The 11,376-nt window shown below is 71.0% G+C and carries 7 protein-coding genes and 2 pseudogenes; 6 read left to right on the top strand and 3 right to left on the bottom strand.

Annotated features, from left to right (window positions below; all coding sequences use genetic code 11):
* Together ACIBTS_RS46485 and ACIBTS_RS46480 are read left to right on the top strand one after the other, a co-directional pair.
* Nucleotides 1-182, top strand: a pseudogene (locus tag ACIBTS_RS46485) (succinate-semialdehyde dehydrogenase); the annotation flags it as partial.
* Between the two features lie 40 nt (nucleotides 183-222).
* Complete coding sequence (locus ACIBTS_RS46480) at nucleotides 223-1,029, top strand: class II aldolase/adducin family protein (RefSeq protein ID WP_190154392.1); 807 nt, start codon at nucleotides 223-225, stop codon at nucleotides 1,027-1,029.
* Nucleotides 1,030-1,169: 140 nt separating this feature from the next.
* Here the strand turns inward: ACIBTS_RS46480 and ACIBTS_RS46475 are convergent, their stop codons facing one another.
* The gene (locus tag ACIBTS_RS46475; RefSeq protein ID WP_399327600.1) at nucleotides 1,170-1,760 is read right to left on the bottom strand and encodes a TetR/AcrR family transcriptional regulator; all 591 of its coding nucleotides are present in this window, start codon (nucleotides 1,758-1,760) and stop codon (nucleotides 1,170-1,172) included.
* Nucleotides 1,761-1,950: 190 nt separating this feature from the next.
* Here ACIBTS_RS46475 and ACIBTS_RS46470 point away from each other — a divergent pair.
* Nucleotides 1,951-2,609: pseudogene (locus ACIBTS_RS46470) on the top strand (alcohol dehydrogenase catalytic domain-containing protein); the annotation flags it as partial.
* Nucleotides 2,610-3,238: 629 nt separating this feature from the next.
* Here the strand turns inward: ACIBTS_RS46470 and ACIBTS_RS46465 are convergent.
* Nucleotides 3,239-4,300 carry a zinc-binding dehydrogenase gene (locus ACIBTS_RS46465; protein WP_399327598.1) on the bottom strand — a complete coding sequence of 354 codons (1,062 nt, stop codon included), beginning with the start codon at nucleotides 4,298-4,300 and terminating at the stop codon, nucleotides 3,239-3,241.
* 563 nt (nucleotides 4,301-4,863) lie between these two features.
* On the opposite strand from ACIBTS_RS46465, the gene ACIBTS_RS46460 reads away from it, so the two are divergent.
* The 3 genes from ACIBTS_RS46460 (at nucleotide 4,864) to ACIBTS_RS46450 (ending at nucleotide 10,314) form a co-directional block, all read left to right on the top strand.
* The gene (locus tag ACIBTS_RS46460; RefSeq protein WP_399327596.1) at nucleotides 4,864-5,322 is read left to right on the top strand and encodes a hypothetical protein; all 459 of its coding nucleotides are present in this window, start codon (nucleotides 4,864-4,866) and stop codon (nucleotides 5,320-5,322) included.
* 304 nt (nucleotides 5,323-5,626) lie between these two features.
* Nucleotides 5,627-8,842, top strand: coding sequence for a cytochrome P450 (locus ACIBTS_RS46455; protein WP_399327594.1), 3,216 nt, complete (start codon nucleotides 5,627-5,629; stop codon nucleotides 8,840-8,842).
* 275 nt (nucleotides 8,843-9,117) lie between these two features.
* Entirely contained in the window at nucleotides 9,118-10,314 is a 1,197-nt protein-coding gene (locus ACIBTS_RS46450) for an MFS transporter (protein WP_399327592.1), read from the top strand.
* Between the two features lie 252 nt (nucleotides 10,315-10,566).
* On the opposite strand, the gene ACIBTS_RS46445 is transcribed toward ACIBTS_RS46450, so the two are convergent.
* Entirely contained in the window at nucleotides 10,567-11,190 is a 624-nt protein-coding gene (locus ACIBTS_RS46445; protein WP_399327590.1) for a TetR/AcrR family transcriptional regulator, read from the bottom strand.
* Between the last annotated feature and the right edge of the window lie 186 nt (nucleotides 11,191-11,376).

Raw genomic sequence — 11,376 nt, 5'->3', positions numbered from 1 at the left:
TCGGCGTACGGCACGGCGCCGAAGGAATCCGCAAGTACACCAGGCTCCAGGCCGTCAGCGTGAACCGCTTCCCGACCCGCCGCGACCTCCACATGATCCCGTTCGACCCCTCGGCCTACCGGTCCATCCTGCGCCTGGTGGACCTCATGTACGGCAACCGCCTGCGCCGCCGGGGCAAGTAACCGCGCCATCGCCCACCCGATCACGAAAGGCCAGATCCCGATGACCACGACAGCAGCCGCCCCGCACATGTCCGTCGGCGCCATGCCCGAGGGCGTCACCCTGCCGCTGCCCCCGCAGAACCTGAGCGTCGAGGAGGAGCGTCAGGTCCGCAAGCAGGAACTCGCGGCCGCCTTCCGCCTGTTCGCCCGCTTCGGGTTCTCCGAGGGCGTGGCCGGACACATCACGGCCCGCGACCCGGAGAACCCCTCGGCCTTCTGGGTCAACCCCTTCGGGATGTCGTTCAGCCAGATCCGCGTCCGCGACCTGATCCTCGTCGACCATGACGGCAAGCTCCTTCAGGGCAAGCGCCCGGTCAACAACGCCGCGTTCTGCATCCACTCCGAGGTGCACCGGGCCCGGCCGGACGTGGTCGCGGCCGCACACACCCACTCCCTGCACGGCAAGGCCTTCTCCAGCCTCGGCGTCCCGCTCGAGCCGATCACCCAGGACGCCTGCGCCTTCTACGAGGACCACGGCATCTACTCCGACTACCGCGGCGTGGTGAACGACACCGAGGAAGGCCGGCGCATCGGTGAGGCGCTGGGGGAGGGCAAGGCCGTCGTTCTGCAGAACCACGGGCTGCTGACGGTCGGGTCCTCCGTCGCCGAGGCGGCCTGGTACTTCATCACCATGGAACGTTCCTGCCAGGCCCAGTTGCTGGCCATGGCCGCCGGTGAGCCGAAGCTCATCGACCCCGAGACGGCGCGGACGGTGCGCGACCAGATCTCCGGCCCCCTGCCGGGCTGGTTCCAGTTCCGCCCCCTGTGGGACCAGATCACCGCAGACCAGCCCGACCTGTTCGACTGACATGACGCGCTGATCCCAGGAAGCCACGTCGGGTGGGTACGGCTGCTGCGGCCGCCGCACCCCCCCGACTTCCTGGTGTGGCCGCCGTCCGACGAGGGGGCGGCCAGTGTCTATGAGCGTGCCCTCACCGGCGCCTGACCTCACGCGTCCTTGGCGGCGAGGCTCATGAGGTGCTCGCCGGTCAGGCGGAGCACCTCACGGGTGTTCTCGCTGTTGCGGTCGGCCAGCCAGCACAGCGTGACGCCGTCCAGCACCGCGTTGAGGTAGCGGGCCAGAACGGGAAGGGACACCGTCCACGTGATGCCCGCGCTCTCGGCGGCTTCAGCCAGGAGCTGCTCGTGGACTTCCAGGTAATGCGCGTACTGCCGGCGAGCCAGATCCTCAAAGCCCTCCTGGCGCAACGCGTAGTGAGTGAGTTCGTACCCCACCTGATGCTCTCCCGGGCTGAGCTCGACCCCCTCCCAGAAGGTGTAGAGGCTCTTGGCGATGCGTGCGCCGAGGTCGCCCTCCCCTTCGAACACTTTCCGGGCCTTGGCCACGCCGCTGTCCGTGATGCGGGTGATGACCTCCTGCAGGAGCTCCTCACGTGAGTTGAAGCAGTAGTGAAAAACGCCCAGCGGCATCTTCGCCTCGTTCACGACAGCGCGTGTGGTGGTCTTGACGACTCCGTCGCGGACCATGACACGGAACGCCGCGGCGATGAGTTCTTCCCGTCGATCCTTCGCTGCCATGCGAGACATTCGGTCCACCGTTTCATCAAGAGTGAAATGCTCACTCCATGCTAACCGGCGTCTTGGACGATCGACCAACTATGATTCGGTCGTCAGGTGACCCGATACGGTGGCGATGTCTCGCTGACGGGCCCCACGGGCTCGCTCCCCCGCCGTCGAGGAGGCGGCGGTACGCGCCGCCGAGCCTCGCGTGCGACGGCGCCGACCGTTCCGTGGCTCCGACAGGCACGTCGAAGAGGTCCCCGTGCCCACTCCCGGCCCGGGGGAGGTGCTGGTCGGGGTGGCCGCGGGCGTATGCCTGTCCGACGTCCACCTGTGATCGACGGCAGCATCAGTCCCGCGTTCCCCGTCGACGCCGTCGCGAAGACGCGCACCGTCACGCTCGGCCATGAGGTCGTCGACGTCATCCACGCCGTGGGACCGGAGGTGGCCGGGGGATGGAAGCCCGGTACTCGGGTGGTGCTGCAGGCCGGGCAGGCGTGCGGCGGGTGTGGCGGCTGTCTGCGTGGCGCCTCGTGTCGGCAGCCGCTGACGCGCGGTGTGGACTGTGACGACGGCTGGGCCGAGTGCGCCGTGGCGCGTGAGGACACCTTGATCGCCCTGCCGGACGGCCTCTCCTTCGACCAGGCCGCCATCATCCCCGACGCCGTCTCCGCCCCGTACGCCGCCATCGTGGACACGGGTGCGGTACGCCCGGCACAGGCGGTCGGGATCTGAGGTGTGGGCGGCCTCGGTGCCCACGGCATCCGGCTCGCCCGTATGGTCGGCGCAGCCCCGGTCATCGCGGTCGACCCCCTGCCCACGGCTCGGGAGCGGGCCCTCGCCTTCGGTGCCGATCTCGCGCTCGACCCGACGGCGGACGGCTTTGCCGAGGCTTCCTTTCTTTGGGTCTCCTGAAGGTGGTGCGAAGGAATTTCCCACCGAGCTCCGCAGGATCCGGAGCGGCCTCCACCCCGGTTTCTCCGCGGCGCCGTATGCAGATCCGGCTGCGAGCCGGTGGCGGTCCGCCCAGTCGACGGAGTATCGGCAGAGTCCCGGAGCCGAACACCCCGGCCGGACCGGAGGTGGCCGGGAGGGGAATCCGGCCTGTGCGGCGAGTCGCAAAGGAGTGCCCGGCGGCGGCACATGACCTCACCAGGCCACCGCCGGGCTCCTGCGCGCCGGTCCCGCCCCAACGGTCCCGGCGCGGTCCGGGGCCACGAGCCGCTCAGCCGCGGCCCCGGGGCAACAGGGGCTGAGACGCGCGCCGAATCCGGACCTTGAGGAGGCGTCGGCGCGCGGCTTGGTCCGCCATCGCCGACCCGCCTGACGCCATCCGGGCACTCGCCGGGGAGGGAACGGGCACAGACTCATTCCTCTCCTGCGGCTCATCCGTGCAGCCATCGGATGGCGGTGAGCACTGGGTACGTGGAGCTCTGGGCACCACCGATCCTGTGCTCCGATCGTCCGGGCCCCCGCTCAGCACGTAGGGCAGACGCTCAAGGGGTGAGCACGAACCGGATCGGGTCGCCGATCTTCTTCTCCAGCCGGCTGACGGCGTCGGCGGCTTCGGCCAGCGGGATGTGGGCGGTGATGGAGGGGGCCAGGTCGAGCCGGCCGGCGGAAGCCAGGCCGATGAGCTGGGTCACGTGTTCAGGTCCGGAGCCGTAGTGGCCACGGATCTGGTTGCCGCGGAAGCAGAACTCTGTGCTGTCGGTGACGGTGAGGGGCTTGGGGGTGAGTCCAGCCAGTACCAGCACCCCGCCGGGGCCCAGGACGGCCGCGGCCTGCTCACGGACCACGGGGACGCCGGCGAAGTCGAAGGCGGCGTCCAGGCCACGGCCACCAGTGGCGAGGTCCACAGCAGCGGCGAAGTCCGCCGCGGCAGGGTCGAGCGCGAAGTCGGCGCCGAAGGCGAGGGCGCGCTCGCGGGCCTTCGGCAGCGGGTCGATGGCGATGACGGGGGTCGCCCCGGCCAGGCGGGCGAGCCGGATGCCGTGCGCGCCCAGGCCGCCCGCACCCCAGATGCCGACGGCCTGCGCCGGGCGGACAGCACCCGTCTCGACAATCGCGGCGTAGGGGGTGGAGACCGCGTCGGGGATGATCGCGGCCTGGTCGAACGGCAAGTGGTCGGGGATCGGGGCGAGCGTGTCCTCGCGGGCGATCGCGTACTCGGCCCAGCCGCCGTCGTAGTCGACTCCGCGGGTCAGCGGCATCCGACACGATGAGCGCCGCATGCAGTCGTCGCACTGGCCGCACGCCTGCCCAGCCTGCAGGGCGACACGCATGCCGGGGGCCCAATCCCCCATCAGGTCCGGGCCGAGGGTGTGGACAACGCCCGCGACCTCGTGCCCGAGGGTGACCGCACGCGAGCGGACCACCTCGTCGACAGGGAAGGACGAGCTGAGGCTGCCGTCGATCAAGTGGACGTCGGACAAACAGACTCCGGCGGCCCTGACTTCGACCAGCACCTCTCCAGGGCCGGGAACGGGGATGGCCACCTCCTCCACTGCAAACGTCTGAGTGTCCAGGTGGAGACGTCCGGCGAGCATGGTGGGCATGGTGTGACCTCGATTTCTTGGATGTCGATGGGCAGGGCCGCGAGGTCGCCATGACCCCGGTAGCGCACTGGGGAAGGCAGGCCTTGGTGATCACGGGTCTGCCTTTGTGCCCGCAGGACGCGGCGGCATGAAGCCAACATACAGCCGACATTGTCATTCGACAATGTCCTTTGATTGAGTTGGTCGACTCGTTTACGTGAACGCTTCCCCTTCCAGGCAAGCCGGAGCGTCACCGGCGAGCCGCCGGACGTCGGCATCCAGCGAGGCGACCACCTGCGTCCGCGCCTCCCCGATACCGGGGAGGCCGATCGGCTCTCGCACCGACGGCCCTGTCGGCGCACGCCTGCCCTCAGGCGCGATAGAGCCCCGTACCGTCCCAGGGAGTTGGCCGGCTGTCCTGCCTCACCGCCTCACCGCCTGGGTCACCACACCCACCTGCACCGAAAGTGGGCACCAGCCACCTGACTCGTGCTGCTTGCTGCCGGCGTCACCGGCCGAGCCGATATGTCCCGGACACCGGCGGGCCAGGCTCCGGCGGCGGGGACACCAGCACCGCATACTCGGTGCCCGTCGAACTGGTCGTGGACAGGCGGCCGTTCAGCGGCATGACCCATCGCGATCGTCAGTACGGGTTCCGGGCGAGTGGGACCGCGCGACACCGGCCCACGGCGGCGTTCAGCCTGCGACCGCCGCGCCCCACCCACTTCGCCGGCGTGCCGGCCGCTCGCGCTCAGGCGGCTGCCGCGCTGGGGGCCGGCGGAATCCCGGTTCTCGCAGGGCTCACTCCGGAGTCGATCGTCGTCCATGACGGCACCGGGTTCAGTCGCCGGGGCAGCCAGATCCGCGGCCACCGCGGCTCCGGGTTCGAGCACGTGGAACTGCTCATCGGCCTGGCCTGCGCCGGACGGATCGATCTGGCCCCGTCCGTCGCTGCACGCCTCCCGCCGGCCGAGGCCGCCGACGCCGTCACCCGGCTGGAGAAGAAGATCGGCGGCCCGATCCGGTCTGTGCTCACCCCCTGATGCCCGCTGACCCCGGCCCAGGGCCACGGCTCGATCGAACGGGTCCGGACTCGACGTGGTCCGGCAAAGGTCTGAGAAGGCCCTCCGGCGACGGTGGAGTCGCGGGAGGGCCTTCGTGCCCTGTGGCGGGCCGGTGGGTGGAGAGGTGTTTCCCCCGGCCTTGGTCCGGCCTGACGTCTCAAGTCCTCCGAACGTTCCCTCAATTGACTGTGTCAGGTGCCACAATCGAGCGACATTGTCGGACGACAATGTCGTGTGTATGGTTCTGCCCAGCGACAGCCTGTGCGGAACGAAAGGCAAGCTCATGACTCACGAGACCCTGCGTGGAACCGAACCGATTCCCCAGCGTCCCGCCCTGCCCCTGGTCGGCCACGCGTTCGACATCCCCAGCGGCGCCGACGGCCTGCTCTATGTGATGAAGGAGGCCAAGGAGCTGGGGCCGCTGTTCAAGCTCCGTGTCTTCGGCAACGAGATCAACTTCGCCTCGGGCCTCGACCTGGTCACCGAGCTGGCGGACGAGAGCCGGTTCCGCAAGAACGTTCACCCCGACCTGGTGATCCTCCGGGGGATCGGTGGGGACGGGCTCTTCACCGCCTTCAACGACGAGCCCAACTGGCGCAAGGCGCACGACGTCCTGATGCCGGCGTTCTCGCTCGGCGCGATGCGCGGCTACCACGCGACGATGCTCCAGGTCGCCCGCGAGCTCATCGGGAAGTGGGACCAGGCCGCCGGCGCGGAGGCTGTGAACGTCGCCGACGACATGACCCGGCTGACCCTCGACACGATCGGCCTGTGCGGCTTCGGCTACGACTTCGAGTCCTTCAACCGTGACGAGCCGCACCCCTTCATCACCGCCCTGTCGCGGGCGCTCGCCTTCGCCCAGGACAAGGGGGAGTCCATTCCCGGCGCGGAGTTGTTCAAGTGGAAGGAGGCGGAGCAGTTCCGCGAGGACGTGGCCTTGATGGAGGGCCTGGTCGACGATGTGATCCGGCAGCGCCGGGCGTCCGGCGACACCAGCACCGACGACCTGCTCGGGCGGATGCTGCACACCCGTGACGCGGTGACGGGCGAGCCCCTGGACGACGTCAACATCCGCTACCAGGCGATCACGTTCCTCATCGCCGGCCACGAGACCACCAGTGGCGCCCTGTCGTTCGCCCTCTACTACCTGACCAAGCACCCCGAGGTCCTGGCCCGTGCCCAGGCCGAGGTCGACGCCCTGTGGGGGGACTCGGACGCTCCCGAGCCGGACTACGGGGACATCGGCAAGCTGACGTACATCCGCCAGGTGCTCAACGAGGGCCTGCGGCTGTGGCCGACGGCGCCCGCCTTCGCGGTGGAGCCGATCGAGGACACGGTCATCGGCGGGAAGTACGCCGTGCGCAAGGGCGAGTCGATCCAGATCCTCATCCCGCAGCTGCACCGCGACCCCGCCTGGGGCGAGAACGTCGAGCTGTTCGACCCCGACCGGTTCCTGCCCGAGCGGGAGGAGCAGCGGCCCGTCCATCTGTTCAAGCCGTTCGGCAGCGGCGAACGCGCCTGCATCGGCCGCCAGTTCGCGCTGCACGAGGCCACCCTGGTCCTCGCGCTGGTCATCCACCGCTACCGCCTGATCGACCACACCAACTACCAGCTGAAGATCAAGCAGTCGCTCACCCTCAAGCCCGACGAGTTCACCCTGAACCTGGCCCGGCGCACCAGCGGCGAGCGGCGCCTGCCCGCCGCCGCGGCCCTCGCCGCGGGCAGCGCTCCCGCCGACCGGCCCGCCGTCCGGCGTGCCACGGGGACCGCGCTGACCCTGCTGCACGGCTCCAACCTGGGCACCTGCGCGGGCATCGCCGGCGACCTGGCCGAGGACGGCGACGAGCGCGGGTTCACCCCGTCTGTTGCGTCCCTCAACGACACCGTGGGCAAGCTTTCCGCGGGTGGCGGGCCGGTGGTGATCGTGGCGGCTTCCTACAACGGCCGCCCCACCGACGACGCCACGGAGTTCGTCGCCTGGCTGGAGGGGCTGGAGCCCGGTGCGCTCGACGGCCTGCAGTACGCCGTACTCGGTGTCGGCGACCGCAACTGGGCCGCCACCTACCAGCGTGTCCCCACCCTCATCGACGAGCGGCTTGCCGCGGCGGGCGCCACCTCACTGCTGGAGCGCGGCGCCGCGGACGCCGCCGGTGACTTCGCCGGCACCGTCGACCGCTGGACCGGCGAGTTGTGGACCGCCCTGCTGGAGCGGTACGGAGCCGCCGCGGAAGCGGAGAAGGCCGAGTCGGCCGCCGACCAGGAGACGGGCCTGTACGAGCTTCAGGACACCACCGACTCGGTCATCGGCGGGCTCGCGGCACGCCACGGCGTGCAGCCGATGGAGGTCCTCGACGCCTACGAACTGGTCGACATGGAGCATGAGCTGGGCCGCTCCAAGCGCTTCCTCAAGCTGCGGCTGCCCGAGGGCGTCACCTACCGCACCGGAGACCACATCGCCGTCCTGCCGAGCAACCCGCACAACCTCGTCCAGCGGGTGGCCGACCGCTTCGGCCTCGACCTGGACCGCACCGTACGGCTGCGTGCCCGCCGCCGCAGCCGGAGCGCCCTGCCCGTCGACCGGCCGCTGAGCCTGCGCCGCCTGCTCACCGACTTCGTCGAACTCCAGGACCCCGCCACCCAGGAGCAGGTCGCCGTGCTCGCCGAGCACACCGCCTGCCCGCCCGAGAAGCGCCCCCTGGCCGAACTCGCCGCGGCCGACGCGGACACCTTCCACGCGCAGGTCACCGCCTCCGGACACAGCCTCCTGGACCTGCTGGAGCGCTACCGCGCCTGCGAACTGCCCTTCGAGGTCTTCCTGGAGCTGCTGCCCGTGCTGCGCCCGCGCCACTACTCGATCTCCTCCGCCGCCGCAGCCTCTCCCGGCGAGGTCGACCTGATGGTCTCGCTGCTTGCCGCGCCCCACCGCTGCGGTGAGGGCATCTTCCGCGGCATCGGCTCGCACTACCTGCAGACCGTGCACCCGGGCGACACCGTCCAGGCCCGGGTGCTGCCCTGCAGTGAGGACTTCCGTCTGCCCGAGGACGACTCCGTACCCGTGATCCTGGTCAGCGCGGGCACCGGTCTGGCGCCCTTCCGAGGCGCGGTCCTCGACCGTCACCACACCCGCTCGACCGGAACGCTGCTGTGCTACTTCGGCTGCGACCACCCCGACGTCGACTACCTGCACCGCGCGGAGTTCGAGGCGGCCGAGGCCGCCGGAGCCGTCAGCATGCGGCCCACCTTCTCCTGCGCCCCCGAGGACGGTGCCCGCTTCGTCCAGGACCGCATCGCCAAGGAGAGCGACGAGGTCTGGGCGGTACTGGAAGCCGGCGGACGCGTCTACATCTGCGGCGACGGCCGCCGCATGGCCCCCGCCGTGCGGGAGGCGTTCAGGGCGATCTACCGCGACCGCACGGGCAGCGGTGATGACGAGGCGAGCGCCTGGCTGAACGCCCTGATCGAGTCCGGCACTTACGTCGAGGACGTCTGGGCCGGCTGACCACCCGGTGTGGGGGGGGGGGGGGGCCCCCCCCCCCCCCCCCCCCCCCCCCCCCCCCCCGGCGGCGCCCCCCCCCCCCCCCCCCCCCCCCCCCCCCCGCCGACCCCGCTGACCGACAGGGCCACGGACACCCACTCCCCCCAACGTTCGTGGCCCTGTCTCCTTCGCAACGTCTCCCGCCCCTCCTGAACTCGTGAGGCCCTCATGCTTGTCGCACACTCGGCACCCCGCCGGGGAACGGTCGCAGTCCCCAACTCCTCGCAGAGGAGCGGCCGGTGAACGCGCGCAGCGGCTCCGCCCTGACCTTCGGCGTGGCGGTGGCGCTCATCGCCGGAGTCACCCTCGGCAACGGCGGAGCGAACGTGATGCCCGTCTTCGTCGACGACTTCGCGACGCGCTTCGCGCTGTCGGACTCCGCTGCGGGGCTCGTGGCCGCGACCCAGCTGATGGCGACCGCCGTCGTCACCCTTCTGCTGGCCAAGCGGGCCGCACGACCGGGGCGGGTGCTGATGACGCGCTTCGGTCTGGCGCTCGCGGGAGCCGGTTTCCTGGGAGCGACGGCGGCCACCGGCCCGGTGACCCTGGTCCTGGCCAACCTGGTCATCGGCGCGGGGCTCGGCGCGGTCTACGCAGCGGCCACGGCCGCGCTCGCCGCCACCGACGACGCCGACAAGGCCTCCGCCGTCACCATCTGCGGCGTGGTCGCAGTGACGGCGCTGCTGATCATGGGCGTCCCCGCGGCCAACCACGACCTCGGGGAGGGCACCGGCTTCCTCCTCATGGCGCTGTGCTGTCTGTTCGCCTGGCCGCTGCTGCGCCGACTCCCCGACGGCCCCGCCGGTCCCACGGCGCCGGGCGCCGCCTCCGCCGGTACGCGAGGGGCGGCCCCGGCGAGACCGTCGGTCGTGCTGCTCGCCGGCACCGGGCTCCTGTGGGCCGTCACCCAGGGCGCGTGGTCGTACGCCTCGGTCCTGGGCCGCCAGCACACCGGTATGTCCCACTCCGCCGTGTCGGCCGTCCTCGCGGTCTCCAGCGTCGTGGCACTCGTCGGCGCGGTGGTGGGACCCATTGCCGCGCGGCGCTTCGGGCGTATGCGGTCGATGGCCGTCTTCGTCGCGGCGCAGGCCCTCGCGATGGCGGTCCTGATCTTCACCCACGACCCCGTGCTCTTCACCGTCGCGGCCGTCCTCTGGCAGGCCTGCCAACTGGCCGTCCTGGTGCAGATGCTCGCCGCCGCGGCACTCATCGACCCGACCGGACGCCTGGTGGCCTCCCTCAGCGGCGCGGGCGCGCTGGGCACCGGTGTCGGACCGTTGGCCGTCGGCGCCATTCTCGACGGTGCCGGGGCCGGCGTACTGAGCCCCGTCCTGGCGATCGGCACCTTCCTCGCCTCGCTGCCCCTGCTGAGGATGACGGTGGCCAGTGGCGAGGCCACCAACGAACCGCAGCCCGGACGCGTGCCGACGGCCTGAAGACGTCGTCCCGACCGCGCGGAACAGCCGCTGCCCCTGTCCGATGTCAGGGGCAGCGGCTGCCTGTGCGCTGAGGACCGGTTGCCTTGGCCACGGGGCGCAGACGCTCCTCCGGCGAAGAGATGACGCGCCGGACCGGAGGTCTACGACCGGCCCCGCACCGCGGACCAGGCACCCTCCGGCCGGCCGACGTCCGCGGCTCATCGCCGGGTAACGGCGACAAGGGCGAGGCCGGCCCGTTCCGCCCTGCTGTCAGCTCTTCGGCAGGGGCACGAGCTCCATTCGGCCTCCGGCGAGAGCGACGACGGCGGAGACCAGGGCCTGCAGACAGGTGAGCTCGGCCTCTTCGTCGGGCAGTGAGAGATGCTGCACCGAGAGGCCGTCGAAGCCGGCCAGGAAGAACCGGGCGAGGGTCTCGGCCGGCTGGGCGAGCTGGTGACGGGTGCGCTCGGCCGCCTCGGTCACCAGCTTCGTCGTCACGGCCGTCACCTCGCGGTAGTGGCCCTCGAGGGCCTCCTGCAGCCGTGGTGTCCGGAGCGCGAGCATGGACAGTTCGGTGAGCAGCTGGTGGGTGGTCGGCTGCTCGCGCAGGGTCTGCCACAGGGCGGCGGCGAGTGCCGCGACCGTCTCCTCGAAGCCGGCGTCCGCGGGCGCCGCCCGTTCGACCTGTGCGATCAGATCATGGGTGAGCTGCTCCATGACGGCCCGGTACAGGTCTTCCTTGGTGCCGAAGGTGTAGTGCACCGTTGCCTGGGCCACGCCCAGCTCGGCCGCGATGGCACGGGTGCTTCCGGCGGCCACGCCCTCCCTCGTCATGAGGGCGATGGCGGCCTTGATCAGCTGAGGACGGCGCTCTGCCGCGGATACGTGAGCCATGAAAACATCATAGCGACTTAGTCCAGTGAATGAATCGTTCGATCAGGTCACGTTTCCGGCACTCCTTCTGCGGCTGAGGTCGCGGGGGTCGGTCTCTGCCGTGCTCGCGGCAACGAGGTGGCCGGCCTCGGCCGCGATCTGCTCACGGAGAAGGGCTACGAGCACCGCCTGAGCTCGCCCGTGGAG

The organism is Streptomyces sp. NPDC050121, from assembly GCF_044460385.1.
Lineage (GTDB): Bacteria > Actinomycetota > Actinomycetes > Streptomycetales > Streptomycetaceae > Streptomyces > Streptomyces soliscabiei.
This window is presented reverse-complemented; position numbering and strand designations above follow the sequence as displayed.